This is a genomic window from Bradyrhizobium sp. FW305-F6 (genome assembly GCF_058782905.1).
Window position 1 is genome coordinate 2,052,907 of record NZ_JBYSYD010000001.1, and the last position, 15,569, is coordinate 2,068,475.

Genomic DNA, 15,569 nt, shown 5'->3' on the forward strand with positions numbered 1-15,569 from the left:
CCTTCGGGAGCGCCATCCTACTCTTCGGCCACCCTGCATCATTGACGCGGATCAAATTCGCGAGCGATCGGCAGCCGGCGTGGAACGGACGCGGGCGTGATGCTACACTCTGGAGTTCTTCGAGGCGGGGTTTTCGGAACATGGTGCGTTGTTTGAGCCGCTGGATCGCGGTTGCGGTGCTGTGGGTTGGGTTCACCCCGGCTACCGGTGCCGAGACGCTGGCCGCAACCGTGGAGCAATGGGGCCTGCTCGGCTCATGGGCGGTCGATTGCACGGCCCGGCCCAACCGCGACAAGGGCGCCCTCTTGACCTACGAAATCCGGAAGGACGGACGCGTGATGTACCGCCGCGATTTCGGCGAGGCCAGGGACGAGAACGAGGTCGTATCTGCCACGATCAACGCGGAGGGCCTGCTCAATGTGATGGTGTACTTTCCATCGCTGCGCCAGACGCGCGAATTCGGACTCCTGCTGCAGAAGGACGGCAGCCTGCGCGCGATCTACAATCGCAGCGAGCGCGGCGAGTACACGATCAGGGACGGCAAGTACATCGCCAGCGACAAACCAACTCCCTCGCAGCAGCGCTGCGACTAGCGGGGCCTCGTCTGAACATCCGTTCAGAATTCTCTACCGGCCTCTCCGGAACGTTCGCGCAGATCTGCGGTTTAGATCTGCATTCGTTTGGAGGAGGACATCATGAAGAAGCTTGGTTTAATGGTTGCGGCCCTCGGTGCGCTCGTGATCGCCGCGCCGACGCTGGCAAGCGCAGAGACAGTGGTGATCAAGCGCAGTCATCATCATCACGGGGCGCACGGCGCCCGCGCCGAATATCGCATGCACCATCACAATCGCGGCTGGCATCGCCACCATCGCGGCGACCGCGTTGTCGTGATCAAGCGCAGCCACCGCCATCACCATCATCACTGATGCGTAACGCTCCGGAATGGCCCCTCACGGGGCCATTTCCTTGCGTGCTCGACAAAATCTTGCCTTGTAGTCCTAGCTGATCGAAGCCGGGATTGCCCCCATCTCACGAATGCTGCGCGACCACCGCCCCACGCATCGGCGGCTGCGGCACAATGTCGACTGACCAGAGGTCGCGGTCGTCCACGTCCTTCAGGGTCACGGTCATCACGCCACTACGGCCGTCGATGTCGACCCTTCCGAAAAACTGCAGTCCGAAACACGGCGCGAGATTCTCGCCTTGCGCGGGGCTGCAGCCATGCTGGTACATCGCGATGGGCCCAAAGGTGTCATCGAGTTCGCCGGGACCCCAGCTGCCGGCATGGAGCGGGCCGGAGACGAACTCCCAGAACGGCTCGAAATCCCTGAACTGCGCCTTGCCCGGATCGTAATAATGCGCGGCGGTGTAGTGCATGTCGGCGGTGAGCCAGACGATGTTGCGGATGCCGGCGCGCTTGATGGAGCAGAGCAGATCGGCGATTTCGTGCTCGCGTCGATCCGGCGGCCCATCGCCGAGCGCCACGGCATCCAGGCTGATCAGGCCGATCGGCAAATCGGCCGCGATCACCTTCCAGGTTGCGCGCGAGGCGGCGAGTTCGCGCTTGAGCCAGGCAAGCTGCTCGGCGCCGAGGATCCAGCCGCGATGGTCGTCGCCCTTGTTCCAGACGTCGTCGCGGTAGCTGCGCATGTCGATCATGAAGACGTCGAGCAGCGGGCCGTAAGCGATCTTGCGATAGACCCGGCCCTCACGCGAGCCGATGTCGCGGATCGGCATGAAGTCGAAGAAGGCGCGGCGGGCGCGCGCGACCAGGCGCGGGACGCCGTCGTCCTCGTAACCGGCCTCGTCATAGGTTCCGAGCGGCGACCAGTCGTTGCTCACCTCGTGATCGTCCCATTGCGCCAACATCGGCACCTGCGCATGGAAGGCGCGGAAGTGTTCGTCGAGGTGGTTGTATTTGTAGTTGCCGCGGAACTGGGCCAGCGTGTGCGCGACCTCGGATTTCTCCTCGGTGACGAGGTTGCGCCAGGTCTCGCCGTTCGGCAGCTTCTGCTCGGAAGGGATCGTGCAGTCGGCGTAGATGTGATCGCCGCAGTGGATGAAGAAATCCGGACGGTTGTCGAGCATGGTGCGATAGCTGCGATAGCCGCCGCGGGCGACGTCGATGCCCCAGCCCTGCCCCGCGGTGTCGCCGGACCACAGGAACGAGATCGACTGGCCGGCTGCTGGCGCGGTGCGGAAATGACCGACGCGGCTTTCGCCGGCAATGCCGGTCGCAACATCCTCGAAGCGGACACGGTAGAAGATGTCCTGCCCGGTCGGCAGATCGTTGAGCAGCAATTTCGAGGTGAAATCGGCATCGGGCAGCGCGTCGCTGGTGACCGAGGCGATGATCGTCTTAAAGCTCTCGACGGTGGAGCATTCCACCTGCATCCGCGCCGGCCGGTCGGCGCGCGCCCAAACTACGGCGGAGCCGTCCGAGACATCGCCCGACTGGATGCCGCCTGCGATTCCCGGGCGGTCGGCGGCGCGGCTGAGATAAGGTGTCGCGAGCGTGCCGAGCGAGGCAACTGCCAGGCTCGAGGTCGAACGGACCAGGAATTGCCTCCGGGTCCATGCGCGCGAAGCGCGGGGCGCTGCCATCTCGGGAAACCTTCGTCGAATCGCGACGGAAGGTGCCTGCGCTCCTTGACCTCCAGCTTACGGTTTCTTGACTCCGCGCCAACGGTTTTGCGACGCGGGAATGACGGCCTGGCCGGAACTTATCGCTTCCAGTCGCAGATGCCGCCGGAGCGGCAGGGCCAGGTCTGGATGCGGGTGTCCATCGCCTGCGCGTCGAGCGGGTTGCCATGGCGATGGGACAGCCTGGTACGTGCCGCCCCACGCGGCTGGGTGCTCTTCGCCTGCGCCGCCTTCGGCTCGCCCTTGCGGACGCGTTCGGCGGCTACCTTCTTCGGCACGTCGAGAGGCTCGGCGCGCGCCTGCGCCTCGTTGCCGCCGCGCGCTTCGAGTGCGACCGGCGCGAAATGCGTCTCCGGCCCGAGACGCTTCGGCGACAGCACGGCCTTGGAGAGATCGAGGCTGAGATATTCGTCGGGCTTGTAGTCGTCAGCGCGCGCAACGCCGCCCCCCGCGATCACGAGGGCGAAGGCGATAGCGAAGGGAACGCTTTTCAGCACCACGGACGCCTCCTGAAATGGATTTATGAAAGGAGTAATTTATCCCTATTTAGGAGGCACGGGGCGCAATTCCAGCGGTCAATTGCCGCCGTGGTTAAGAAGTTTGACGGTGTCAGGCGACCTTTCGGGCCGATCCCGTCCCGTCCAGGAACCCCATCAGACGGTTGCGGATGATGCTGTCCGCCTCGTCCATGATGCGGTCGATCAGCTCCTTGCAGGACGGGATGTCGTGAATCAGGCCCGCGACCATGCCGCAGCTCCAAGCCCCGGCGTCCATCTGGCCGTCGAGCATGATCCTGGGATAGACGCCCGCGACCTGGTCGTGGATGTCGTCGATCGTGAGCTTGTCGCCCTTCTCGCGCTCGATCTCGAGCAGGCGGTCGACATTGGCGTTACTGAGGACGCGCTCGGTGTTGCGCAAGCTTCGCATGATCAGGCGGGTGTCGAGCTCGGTGGCCGCGACGAGCGCGTTCTTCACGTTCTGATGCACCGGTGCTTCCTTGGTAGCGATGAAGCGCGTGCCCATGTTCATGCCCGCCGCGCCCAGCGACAGCGCCGCGACGAGGCTGCGTCCGTCGGCCATGCCGCCGGAAGCGACGAACGGGATCTTCAACTCTTCCGCCGCGCGCGGCAGCAGGATCATGTTCGGGATGTCGTCCTCGCCGGGATGCCCGCCGCATTCGAAGCCGTCGACGCTGACGGCATCGCAGCCGATGCGCTCGGCCTTGAGCGAATGGCGCACCGAGGTGCATTTGTGGATGACCTTGATCCCGGCCGCTTTCAACGCCGGCATGTAGGCTTCCGGGCTGCGGCCTGCGGTCTCCACGGCCTTGATGCCGCCCTCGACGATGGCCGCGATGTATTCGGGATAGGGCGGCGCCGAGAACGTCGGCAGGAAGGTGAGGTTCACGCCGAACGGCTTGTCGGTCATGTCGCGGCAGCGCGCGATCTCCTTCGCAAGCAGCTCGGGCGTCTTTTGGGTGAGACCGGTGATGATGCCGAGACCCCCGGCATTGGAAACGGCGGCGGCCAATTCGGCAAAGCCGACGAAATGCATGCCACCCTGGATGATCGGGTGCTCGATGCCGAACAGTTCGGTGATCGCGGTCTTCACGTCAGTTTTCCTCCCCGGAGTTTGCTTTGGTTCCGGTTCAGTCTAGCCGGACTTGTGCGGCGCGGTCATCATTTCTCTACAAGAGATTTCTCTACAAGAGGCAGCAGCATCCGTCCGGGCCGGTGCGGAACGTGGCAGGAGTGGGCGACCTGGACGTGCCCGCCGGCGCGCAGCGTCAATAGGGGCTTTGCTCGCCCGCCCCGAGGCGGGACAGGCAAGCCTTGCCGCCTCGGCGATTCGGCCTTCGCCGAGACTCAAGCGAAGGGGACGCCGTAATAGGAGTTGATGCCGCGCACGGCGGCGTCGTCGCCCCAGTTCCAATCGCTGCGCGCGTCGTACTTCGGCGCACCTTCCAATTCCTTGGTGGTGATGCCGGTAATATAACCGCCCAGCTCGGGATCGTATTTCAGGGATTGCCAAGGCAACGGATAATGGTCGTTCCCGAGCCCGAGGAAGCCTCCGAAGCCGAGCACGGCGTAGGACACCTGGCCCGTGATCTTGTCGATCATCACGCGTTCGATCGAACCTATCCGGTTGCCATCGGCACCATAGACCGATGTTCCCTCCACCTTGTCGCTGCCGATCAAACGGCCCGTTTCGTTGCGATCGAGTTCGTCCTGGTTCAACATCGCAATCCTCCGCTCATTACCAAGCCAACCGAATGACAACGTGATCGTTCCGGTTCACGTCCGCTTACGGGTCAGGAACATCGTGCGAAACGAGCGGTTCTCAGGTCTTGGCTGCTCTGCCGAACAAGGCCGCACGCAATGAAAAGACCCACGCTTCACGTCTGCGTTTCAACAACGAGGATCTTACCGGGTCACCTGGAGCAGCGCATCCCCGACGTGCCCTACTCACGTTTCGCCGAGCTGACGCGGAATCTTCGTCGACGATCCGCAGATGCCGCGCTCCGCCGGGGACCAGGCGCTGGCGAGCGAGACGCCCAAATCGATCCTGCCCGGAAAGCAATGAGGTGAGCCATGAGCGACTTCCGCGACATCCAGCACGGCGTCAACGATCCGGTCGGAGGCTTGGACGTCAAGCGCCAGATCAACGACAATCGCACGCCACACGAGAAGGCGCAGCACCATGCCGACGTGCGCGCCGACGCCACGGCCGTCCCTGCCGAGCCGTTCCTGCCGGAGCGGCTTCGACGCAGGCCGACCGATCCCATCAATCCGCGCACCGGGCGAAATCCCGCGGATTAGCCGTTTGGAACCTAGGCCCCTGCAGCGTGTTGGTCGGCGCAATCTCGCCGGCAAGTGGCCGCGCGACTATCGAAGGATCAGACCATGAAACGCACCCTCATCGCTCTTGCTTGCGTGCTCTTCGCAGGCCCTGCGCTCGCCCAATCGCTCGGCGAGAAGACGGGCGTCAACTCCGCACTCGGCGTCTCCCCGAGCACCCCCGACTTCGTCAAGCAGGTCGCGATCAGCGACATGTTCGAGATCGAGTCGAGCAAGCTTGCCCAGCAGAAGGGCAACGCGCAGGAGAAGAGCTTCGCGCAGCAGATGATCGCCGACCACACCAAGACCAGCACCGAGCTCAAGGGGATGGTCAGCGATGGCAAGGTGCAGGCCACCCTGCCGACGGCGCTCGACAGCGCGCACCAGAGCAAGCTCGACAAGCTCAAGAATGCGAGCGGCAAGGACTTCAGCTCGGACTACAATTCCTACCAGATCAGCGCCCACGAGGACGCCGTCTCCCTGTTCGATCGCTACGCCAAGGGCGGCGACAATGCCGCGCTGAAAGACTGGGCCGGCAAGACGCTGCCGGCGCTGAAGCATCACCTCGACATGGCCAAGGACCTCGGCAAGGCGCCGAGCGTCGGCCAAACCAAGTAACGAACTACTGAAGGACGCCGGCCTGCCCGGCGTCCTTTCTTAGCAACGTCGAACATCTCCGCGCATTGAGCCTCGACCCCAGCGGAGAGCAGCATGTCCCACAGCAAGAACCCATTGTCCCGCCGCCACGTCGTGCACGGTGCGAGCGCAGCGCTCGCGGCGGCTTCGCTGGCATCAACGGCGAAAGGAGACACATCCATGGCCGAGCATGGCTTGATCGATCCCGTCAGCCGTTATCCCAAGCCTCCGTTCAACAAGCAGTCGCAGCCCTGGCCGGGTCTTGCCGGCAAGATGGACCCGCGCCCGGATCATGGCGAGACCAGCTACAAGGGCTGCGGCCGACTCGCTGGCCGCAAGGCCCTGATCACCGGCGGCGATTCCGGTATGGGCCGCGCCGCCGCGATCGCCTATGCGCGCGAGGGCGCCGACGTCGCCATCAACTATCTGCCGGCGGAAGAAGCCGACGCCGCGGAAGTGATCGCACTGATCAAGAAGGAGGGGCGAACCGGTCTTGCGATTCCCGGCGACCTCACGGACGAAGCCTTTTGCAGGCAGTTGATCGAACGCGCGGTGCAAGGCCTCGGTGGCCTCGACATCCTCGTCAACAATGCGGCTCGGCAGCAGGCCCGCGCCTCCATTCTCGACGTGTCGTCGGAGGATTTCGACGCCACGATGAAGACCAACATCTACGCGCCATTCTGGACCATCAAGGCGGCCTTGCCGCATTTGAAGCCGGGCTCCTGCATCATCGGCACGACCTCCGAACAGGCGTACGATCCCTCGGCGGATCTCTACGACTACGCGCAGACCAAGGCTGCGACGATGAGCTACGTGAAGTCGCTGGCCAAGCAGCTCGCCTCCAAGGGCATCCGCGTCAACGGCGTTGCGCCGGGGCCGATCTGGACCCCGCTCCAGGTCTCCGGCGGTGCCACGATGGAGAAGCTGGAGCAATTCGGCGGCATGACGCCGCTCGGCCGTCCCGGCCAACCGGTCGAGCTCGCTTCGATCTACGTGCAGCTTGCCGCGTCCGACGCAAGCTATGCGACCGGCCAAGTGTACGGCGCGGCAGGCGGGTCGGGCCAGCCGTAGCATCGCCAGGACACCTGTTGCGCTCGCTGCCGAGGTCCTGTTCGTCTTCGCTTTACGGGATTCGGTGGCATGCCGCATTCATCGTGTTTCTGCCATGCTGATTGCCATAGCCCGGGCGCTCTCGCGAGCGTAAGCACCGTTGGTGATCTATCCGTCTGGTCGCGTTGATGCTGATGGATCTTCAGGTCGACGATCCCGGGACAGCTCAACCTGCCCCAAAGCAGCCCTCCTCAGCGAACGACCCCGACACATTGGTGCCGGGGTCGTCCTTGGAGACTGCTTCCGGCGCACCGGGGGCGTGACAACCGGGAAGCAATCCATCGACTCGTCCCGCGGGAATTGGTTCCCTGCGAGACCTAGCCTGTGGCGTCGCTCGAGCCGTCCGGCATCGCGCCCGAGCCCGGCGTCTTGCTGTTGTCGTTCAGCTTGGGATCGCGCGTCGCTTCGCGCGAGGGCGAACCTTTCGGACTGCTCTTGTGAACGGATTGTGCACGTTCCTTGTCGCGCGGCTGGTCTTCGGCGCGCTCGTCCTTGACGATGCCTTGATCAGAATGGGCCATGATGAGTTCTTTCTCTCCTGCTGCTCAAGCCCTTACGCGCCGCGCGGTGGAATGTTCCCCGCCAGCACTAGCTGTGCGCGGCATGGACGACGGCAGACGCGCTTTCGAGATGAACCTGTCGCACCGTCGTCACGGCCGCAATCGCGACCGAGACGCCGAAAGCGAGAACGAGAGAGAGAAGAGCCAGACGCGGAGCCATCTTCAACCTCCTGATGAGTGTGGAATCGATGTGATCGACCGCCTTCGGATGGTGCCATACCTGTTGCTGACCTTCCGTGAGCGCTCTCACATGCGGGCCGCCAGGCGAAGGCTCACGCCCGCCGCCTTGGAGCAGTATGCACAGCGAGCGGCGGGATCTCGCCATCCAGCCAATCCTGCTCGTTGGCGAGGGCCGTCCAGGCGTCGGCCATGCGCGAATAGCGCTTGTGCGCGGGCTGTCCATCGGCCCGCTCGGCAAGCTGAAGGCAGTTATCGGCGTTGTCTCTGAAGATGTCAGACTGTTTCATCCAGAGGACGTGGGGACGGAACTGTCCCCCTGCAACCCGGTTACCGGATCGTAATCATCGGGGAACTTCCGCACGCGGTTCGTCATTGATATGCATGCGCGTTCTGGCGGCGATCATCCTGGCATTCATCGGCAGCTCAGCGCTTGCCGACAGCATCGCCGGTCAAGCGCCCGGCGAACGGACCCCGACCGCGACAGAGGTCATCGGCGCGGTCTACGACTTCAGCCGGTTTCAGCAGGGCCTTCTCGAGAACACCGACCTTAAGGGCAATGCGGAGGTCAAGAACCTCGCCGCCCTCCGCGCCGAGGAAGCGGCTAAGCGCGACAAACGTTTGAAGGAGGTGCAGGACGCGATCGGCGCGGAGCCGCGCCCCAGCAAGGCGCCATCGTCGGCGCCAAGCCTGGTCGAGCCCGACATGTCGGATGGTCCGGCTTACGTCAGAAGCTTCTATGCCGCGCAGATTCCCGAATACGAAGCGATCATCGAGCTGCTCGATCGCTATCTGAGGTCGCCCGACAATGCGGCACTCGCAGCATTCGCGCGCGAGCAGTTGCCGATCCTGCGCGCGCAGGTCGGGGACGCGGCGCGCACCATGGCGGATAAGTAGCTTCTGGTTGTCGGTCGGCCGGCATTGCCGGCTGCGCGGCTGCAGAATCCTTTTGTATCTTGTAGCGCCCGCATCGCATTGTCTTCCTTGCGGCCTCAAAGCTGTCGTTCGGATTGGCCGCTCCGGTGGTCGTTTCCGCGCGGGTGGCGGGCTCGCGGCGGATCACCGGCCACGGACCCTCGCCCGCTGGACGCAAAAGCGGGCTTACCCGCGTCATTTTGTTCACGTCGGCATGGAACCAATCCGGCGGATCGCGGTTACTTTAGCCGGGCTGAGCAAGGCAGGTTCCATCATCTCGCGCCGTTACCTTGGCGCTTGATTTCGAATTTGGCTGACGCTCTATTTCGGTCAACCAACGCGTCATGCCTCGGATTCGGCCGACGCCTGCGGGGGAATCAGTATGAGCGACCTCGATCCCGGAACTGCATCACGCTCCGGTCGTCGCGCCTCAAAGCCACCAACCAACGGTACGTCGGAGCCGGATTCCCGGGCAGAACTGCTGCTTGCCTTGCAGGCCATGCGCAGCGGTGACTTTTCGGTGCGAATGAGCGGCGAATATCTCGGCATCGACGGCAAGATTGCCGATACCCTCAATGAAATCATCGCCGCCAACCAGCGCATGGCGCAGCAGCTCGAACTGGTCGGTCAGGTGGTGGGGCGCGAAGGCAAGACCCGCCAGCGCGTGAAGTTCGGCCTCGCCTCGGGCTCCTGGGCCGACATGGAAGGTTCGGTCAACACGCTGATCGACGATTTGCTGTGGCCGACCCGTGAGGTGACGCGCGCGGTCGCCGCCGTCGCGCAAGGCGACCTGCTCCAGACCGTCAAGCTCGACGTCGATGGCCGGCCGCTCGGCGGCGAGTTCCTGCAGTCGGCGACCATCGTCAACACCATGATCAAGCAGCTCGGCGTGTTCACCTCCGAGGTGACGCGCGTGGCGCGCGAGGTCGGCACCGAAGGCAAGCTCGGCGGCCAGGCCCAGGTGCCGGAGGTGACCGGCGTCTGGAAGGACCTCACCGAGAGCGTCAACTCGATGGCGAACAACCTGACCAACCAGGTTCGCAACATCGCCGAGGTGACGATCGCGGTCGCCAACGGCGACCTCTCCAAGAAGATCACGGTCGACGTTCGCGGCGAGATCCTGCAGCTCAAGGAAGCCATCAACACGATGGTGGACCAACTGCGCTCGTTCGCTTCCGAAGTGACGCGCGTGGCGCGCGAGGTCGGCACCGACGGCAAGCTCGGCGGTCAGGCGATCGTGCCCGGCGTCGCCGGCACCTGGAAGGACCTCACCGACTCCGTCAACGCGATGTGCGGCAACCTCACCGCCCAGGTCCGCAACATCGCCAACGTCACCACCGCCGTGGCGCGCGGCGACCTGTCGCGCAAGATCACCGTGGACGTGCGCGGCGAGATCCTGGAGCTGAAGGACACCATCAACACGATGGTGGACCAGCTCAACTCGTTCGCCTCGGAAGTGACGCGCGTCGCGCGCGAGGTGGGCACCGAAGGCAAGCTCGGCGGCCAGGCGCAGGTGCCGGGCGTCGCCGGTACCTGGAAGGATCTCACCGACAACGTCAACTTCATGGCTTCGAACCTGACCGCGCAGGTCCGCAACATCGCCGACGTCGCCACCGCGATCGCGAGCGGCGATTTGTCGAAGAAGATCACAGTGAACGTCTCCGGCGAGATCCTTCAGCTGAAGGAGACGCTCAACACCATGGTCGACCAGCTCAACGCCTTCGCCGGCGAAGTGACGCGCGTGGCGCGCGAGGTCGGCACCGAGGGCCGGCTCGGCGGCCAGGCCAACGTGCTCGGCGTCGCCGGCACCTGGAAGGACCTCACCGAGAGCGTCAATTCGATGGCCTCGAACCTGACCGCGCAGGTCCGCAACATCGCGGAGGTGACGACCGCGGTCGCTGGCGGCGACCTGTCGAAGAAGATCACCGTGGACGTGCGCGGCGAGATCCTGGAGCTGAAAGACACCATCAACACCATGGTGGACCAGCTCAACGCCTTCGCCGGCGAAGTCACGCGCGTGGCGCGCGAAGTCGGCACCGAAGGCAAGCTCGGCGGCCAAGCGGTGGTGCGCGGCGTCGGCGGCACGTGGAAGGACCTCACCGACAGCGTCAACTCGATGGCCTCCAACCTCACCGGACAGGTCCGCAACATCGCCGAGGTTGCGACCGCGGTGGCGAAGGGCGACTTGTCCAAGAAGATCACGGTGAACGTGTCGGGCGAAATCCTTCAGCTGAAGGAAACGCTCAACACCATGGTGGACCAGCTCAACGCCTTCGCCGGCGAAGTCACGCGCGTGGCGCGCGAGGTCGGCACCGACGGCAAGCTCGGCGGCCAGGCCGACGTGCCCGGCGTCGCCGGCACCTGGAAGGACTTGACTGACTCCGTCAACTCGATGGCGGGCAACCTTACCGCCCAGGTCCGCAACATCGCCGAAGTCGCGACCGCGATCGCCGGCGGCGACCTGTCGCGCAAGATCACCGTGGACGTGCGGGGCGAGATCCTTCAGCTCAAGGACACGCTGAACACGATGGTCGACCAGCTCAACCGCTTCGCGGGCGAGGTGACGCGCGTGGCGCGCGAGGTCGGCACTGAAGGCCGTCTTGGCGGCCAGGCTAACGTGCCCGGCGTCGCCGGCACCTGGAAAGACCTCACGGACTCCGTGAACTCCATGGCGGGCAACCTCACGGCCCAGGTCCGCAACATCGCCGAAGTGACGACGGCCGTGGCGCGCGGCGACCTCTCGCGCAAGATCACGGTCGACGTGAAGGGCGAGATTCTCGAGCTGAAGAACACCATCAATACCATGGTGGATCAGCTCAACGGCTTCGCCGGCGAAGTCACCCGCGTGGCGCGCGAAGTCGGCACCGAGGGCAAGCTCGGCGGCCAGGCCGAAGTGCCCGGCGTCGCCGGCACCTGGAAGGACCTCACCGACAACGTCAACTTCATGGCGTCGAACCTGACGGCCCAGGTCCGCAACATCGCGGAGGTCGCGACCGCCATCGCCGGCGGCGACCTGTCGAAGAAGATCACGGTGGACGTGCGCGGCGAGATCCTGCTGCTCAAGGACACCTTGAACACCATGGTTGAGCAGCTCCGCTCCTTCGCCGCCGAAGTCACGCGCGTGGCGCGCGAGGTCGGCACCGAGGGACGCCTCGGCGGCCAGGCCGTCGTGCCCGGCGTCGGCGGCACCTGGAAGGACCTCACCGACAACGTCAACCTGCTGGCGGCGAACCTCACCACCCAGGTCCGCAACATCGCCGAAGTCACCACCGCGGTCGCGCGCGGCGATCTCTCGCGCAAGATCACCGTGGACGTGAAGGGCGAAATCCTCGAGCTGAAGAACACCATCAACACCATGGTGGACCAGCTCAACGCCTTCGCCGGCGAAGTCACGCGCGTGGCACGCGAGGTGGGCACCGAAGGCAAGCTCGGCGGCCAGGCCCAGGTGCCCGGCGTCGCCGGCACCTGGAAGGATCTCACCGACACCGTGAACCTGATGGCTGCGAACCTGACCGAGCAGGTGCGCGGCATCGTCAAGGTGGTGACGGCGGTCGCCAATGGCGATCTCAAGCAGAACCTGACGATGAAATCGCGCGGCGAGGTTGCCGCTCTCGCCGATACCATCAACAACATGACCGAAACGCTCGCGACCTTCGCCGACCAGGTGACGTCCGTTGCGCGCGAGGTCGGCGTCGAAGGCCGGCTCGGCGGCCAGGCCAACGTGCCGGGCGCTGCCGGCACCTGGAAGGATCTCACCGGCAACGTGAACCTTCTGGCTGCCAACCTCACCTCTCAGGTGCGCGCCATCGCGGAAGTGGCGACCGCCGTGACCAAGGGCGACCTGACGCGATCGATCCAGGTCGACGCCCGCGGCGAAGTCGCGGAGCTGAAGGACAACATCAACACGATGATCACGAATCTCCGTCTGACGACGGACGTGAACACCGAGCAGGACTGGCTGAAGACCAACCTCGCCAAGTTCACCAACATGCTCCAGGGCCAGCGCGACCTCACAACGGTCGGCCGGCTGCTGCTCACCGAATTGTCGCCGCTGGTGAACGCCCACACCGGCGTGATCTACCAGGTCGAGAACGAGAACGACCCGCAGCTGCTGCTGCTCGCCTCCTACGCCAGCGACGGCATCTACCCCTATCAGCCCGTGCTGCAGTTCGGCGAAGGCCTGATCGGCCAATGCGCCTTCGACAAGCGGCCGCGCGTCGTCTCCGACATCCCCTCCGACGTGGTGCCGATCAACTCGGCGCTGTTCCGCGTCGCGCCGAAGAACCTCGTCGTGCTCCCGGTCCTGTTCGAAGGCCAGGTCAAGGCCGTGATCGAGCTGGCTTCGCTGGTCTCCTTCACGACCTCGCAGATGACGTTCCTGGAGCAGCTCACCGACTCCATCGGCATCGTGCTCAATTCGATCGAGGCCACGATGCAGACGGAAGGCCTGCTCAAGCAGTCGCAACAGCTCGCCGGCGAACTCCAGACCCAGCAGCGCGAATTGCAGCAGACCAACGACCAGCTCGAGCAGAAGGCGCAGCAGCTCGCCGAGCGCAACGTCGAGGTGGAGCGCAAGAATCAGGAGATCGAGCAGGCCCGCCGCGCGCTTGAGGAAAAGGCGACCGAGCTCGCGCTGACCTCGAAGTACAAATCCGAATTCCTCGCCAATATGAGCCATGAGCTGCGTACGCCGCTGAATTCGATCCTCATCCTCGGACAGCAGCTCACCGACAACCCCGACGGCAACCTCTCGGCCAAGCAGGTGGAATTCGCCCGCACCATCCACGGCGCCGGCACCGACCTGCTCAACCTCATCAGCGACATTCTAGATCTCTCCAAGATCGAGTCCGGCACGGTGACGGTCGACGCGGAGGAGATCCTGACCGCGAACCTGCTCGAGACGGTCGGACGCCCGTTCCGGCACGAGGCGGACAACCGCAACCTGTCGTTCAAGATCGACGTCGATCCGAACCTTCCACGCAGCATCGTCACGGACTCCAAGCGCCTGCAACAGGTCCTGAAGAACCTGCTCTCCAACGCCTTCAAGTTCACCGCCGAGGGCGAAGTGCGCCTCAAGGTCGCCGGCGCGATTGGCGGCTGGGGAACGGATCATCCGGTGCTGAACTCCGCACCGGCCGTGATCGCATTCGAAGTGTCCGACACCGGCATCGGCATTCCCCCGGAGAAACAGAAGCTGATCTTCGAGGCGTTCCAGCAGGCCGATGCCGGCACCAGCCGCAAATATGGCGGCACCGGACTCGGGCTCGCGATCAGCCGCGAGCTGGCGAGCCTTCTCGGAGGCGAGATCCATCTGCGCAGCGCGCCGGGGAAGGGCTCGTCCTTCACGCTTTACCTGCCGCTGAACTATTCCGGCCCGACGCTTGCACCGCGTGCAGCGCCTGCGCCGCAGCAGTACGGCCAGCCGCCGGCGCTGCAACCGGCTGCGTCCGACCAGCCGCGTGTCATCGAGCAGCTTGCCGACGACCGGCTCAACCTCGAGCCCGGCGACACCATCCTCCTGATCGTCGAGGACGATCCACACTATGCCCGTGTGCTGATCGACCTCGCCCGCGACAAGGGCTTCAAGGTTCTTGTCGCCGCGCGCGGCGCCGAGGCCCTCGAGCTCGCCAAGCAGTACCAGCCGACCGCGGTGTCGCTCGACGTGTTCCTGCCCGACATGCTCGGCTGGACCGTGCTGAGCCAGCTCAAGCACAATCCGCTCACCCGCCACATCCCCGTACAGATCATCACGCTCGACGAGGACCGCCAGCACGCTTTGGCGCGCGGCGCGTTCTCCTTCGTCAACAAGCCGACCACGACCGAAGGCGTCTCGGCCGCGCTGACCCAGATAAAGGAATATGCCCGGCCGCGGCGCAAGCGGCTCCTGATCGTCGAGGACAACGAGGCTGAGCAGCTCTCGATCCGCGAGCTGCTACACCACGACGACATCGAGATCCTGACGACGGATACCGGGGCCGGCGCGCTCTCGACGCTGCGCGATCAACCCTGTGATTGCGTGGTGCTGGACCTGCGGCTGCCCGACATGAGCGGCTTCGAGGTGCTCGACCAGATCCGCAATGACGAGGCACTGTCGAACGTCCCGGTCGTGGTGTTCACCGGCCGCGAACTGTCGGCGGAGGAGGATGCAGAGCTCCACACCATGGCGCGAAGCATCGTGGTCAAGGGCGTGGAATCGCCCGAGCGCCTGCTCGACGAGACCGCGTTATTCCTGCACCGCGTGATCACGGAACTGCCGGTCGCGAAGCAGCGCATGCTGGAGAAGCTGAACAGTTCCGACGACGACCTGATCGGCAAGACCGCCCTGCTCGTCGACGACGACGCCCGCAACATCTTCGCCCTGTCGAGCGTGCTGGAGCGACGCGGCATGAAAGTGCTGACGGCCACGACAGGCAGCGAGGCGGTGACCCTGGTCGAATCCAATCCGGAAATCGCGATCGTGCTGATGGACATCATGATGCCGCAGATGGATGGGTATCAGACCATCGGCGTGATCCGCGAGAACCCGGCCTTTGCCCGTCTTCCGATCATCGCGTTGACAGCGAAGGCAATGAAGGGCGACCGGGAGAAATGCCTCGAAGCCGGCGCGTCCGATTACCTCGCCAAGCCCGTCAACACCGATCAATTGCTGCTTGCGATCCGCATGTGGCTGCACCGCTGAGTTGGATCAGAG

The 15,569-nt window shown here is 64.6% G+C and carries 14 protein-coding genes; 7 read left to right on the top strand and 7 right to left on the bottom strand.

Annotated elements, in window-relative coordinates; all coding sequences use genetic code 11:
• The first annotated feature begins 140 nt into the window (after positions 1-140).
• A complete protein-coding gene (locus tag AC3WLX_RS09890; RefSeq protein WP_492335689.1) occupies positions 141-593 on the top strand; it encodes a hypothetical protein in 453 nt (150 codons plus the stop codon).
• A gap of 102 nt (positions 594-695) precedes the next feature.
• Positions 696-926 (top strand): hypothetical protein, encoded by a 231-nt coding sequence (locus AC3WLX_RS09895; RefSeq protein WP_492335690.1) that lies wholly within the window; start codon positions 696-698, stop codon positions 924-926.
• 103 nt (positions 927-1,029) lie between these two features.
• Here AC3WLX_RS09895 and AC3WLX_RS09900 read toward each other — a convergent pair whose 3' ends face one another.
• The 4 genes from AC3WLX_RS09900 to AC3WLX_RS09915 form a co-directional block, all read right to left on the bottom strand.
• On the bottom strand, positions 1,030-2,604 hold the full coding sequence (locus AC3WLX_RS09900; RefSeq protein WP_492335691.1) for an alkaline phosphatase D family protein: 1,575 nt from the start codon (positions 2,602-2,604) through the stop codon (positions 1,030-1,032).
• Positions 2,605-2,723: 119 nt separating this feature from the next.
• A complete protein-coding gene (locus AC3WLX_RS09905; protein ID WP_492335692.1) occupies positions 2,724-3,143 on the bottom strand; it encodes a hypothetical protein in 420 nt (139 codons plus the stop codon).
• A gap of 109 nt (positions 3,144-3,252) precedes the next feature.
• Complete coding sequence (locus AC3WLX_RS09910; RefSeq protein ID WP_492335693.1) at positions 3,253-4,254, bottom strand: NAD(P)H-dependent flavin oxidoreductase; 1,002 nt, start codon at positions 4,252-4,254, stop codon at positions 3,253-3,255.
• 254 nt (positions 4,255-4,508) lie between these two features.
• On the bottom strand, positions 4,509-4,883 hold the full coding sequence (locus tag AC3WLX_RS09915) for a PRC-barrel domain-containing protein (protein ID WP_492335694.1): 375 nt from the start codon (positions 4,881-4,883) through the stop codon (positions 4,509-4,511).
• A gap of 351 nt (positions 4,884-5,234) precedes the next feature.
• On the opposite strand from AC3WLX_RS09915, the gene AC3WLX_RS09920 reads away from it, so the two are divergent.
• The 3 genes from AC3WLX_RS09920 to AC3WLX_RS09930 all read left to right on the top strand — a co-directional run bounded on the left by AC3WLX_RS09920 (position 5,235) and on the right by AC3WLX_RS09930 (position 7,187).
• The gene (locus AC3WLX_RS09920; protein ID WP_291627099.1) at positions 5,235-5,462 is read left to right on the top strand and encodes a hypothetical protein; all 228 of its coding nucleotides are present in this window, start codon (positions 5,235-5,237) and stop codon (positions 5,460-5,462) included.
• An 84-nt stretch (positions 5,463-5,546) separates the two neighbouring features.
• Positions 5,547-6,098 (top strand): DUF4142 domain-containing protein, encoded by a 552-nt coding sequence (locus AC3WLX_RS09925; protein ID WP_291627101.1) that lies wholly within the window; start codon positions 5,547-5,549, stop codon positions 6,096-6,098.
• Positions 6,099-6,191: 93 nt separating this feature from the next.
• On the top strand, positions 6,192-7,187 hold the full coding sequence (locus AC3WLX_RS09930) for an SDR family oxidoreductase (RefSeq protein ID WP_492335695.1): 996 nt from the start codon (positions 6,192-6,194) through the stop codon (positions 7,185-7,187).
• 356 nt (positions 7,188-7,543) lie between these two features.
• On the opposite strand, the gene AC3WLX_RS09935 is transcribed toward AC3WLX_RS09930, so the two are convergent.
• From AC3WLX_RS09935 to AC3WLX_RS09945, 3 genes are all read right to left on the bottom strand, one after another.
• Positions 7,544-7,747: a hypothetical protein gene (locus AC3WLX_RS09935; RefSeq protein WP_291627104.1), complete on the bottom strand. Its 204-nt coding sequence runs from the start codon at positions 7,745-7,747 to the stop codon at positions 7,544-7,546.
• Between the two features lie 67 nt (positions 7,748-7,814).
• Positions 7,815-7,946 (bottom strand): hypothetical protein, encoded by a 132-nt coding sequence (locus AC3WLX_RS09940; protein ID WP_291627106.1) that lies wholly within the window; start codon positions 7,944-7,946, stop codon positions 7,815-7,817.
• Positions 7,947-8,058: 112 nt separating this feature from the next.
• Positions 8,059-8,253: a hypothetical protein gene (locus AC3WLX_RS09945; protein WP_291627108.1), complete on the bottom strand. Its 195-nt coding sequence runs from the start codon at positions 8,251-8,253 to the stop codon at positions 8,059-8,061.
• Between the two features lie 94 nt (positions 8,254-8,347).
• Here AC3WLX_RS09945 and AC3WLX_RS09950 point away from each other — a divergent pair, with 94 nt between their 5' ends.
• Together AC3WLX_RS09950 and AC3WLX_RS09955 are read left to right on the top strand one after the other, a co-directional pair.
• Complete coding sequence (locus AC3WLX_RS09950; protein ID WP_291627110.1) at positions 8,348-8,860, top strand: DUF305 domain-containing protein; 513 nt, start codon at positions 8,348-8,350, stop codon at positions 8,858-8,860.
• 400 nt (positions 8,861-9,260) lie between these two features.
• Positions 9,261-15,557 (top strand): HAMP domain-containing protein, encoded by a 6,297-nt coding sequence (locus tag AC3WLX_RS09955; protein ID WP_492335696.1) that lies wholly within the window; start codon positions 9,261-9,263, stop codon positions 15,555-15,557.
• Positions 15,558-15,569 lie beyond the last annotated feature (12 nt).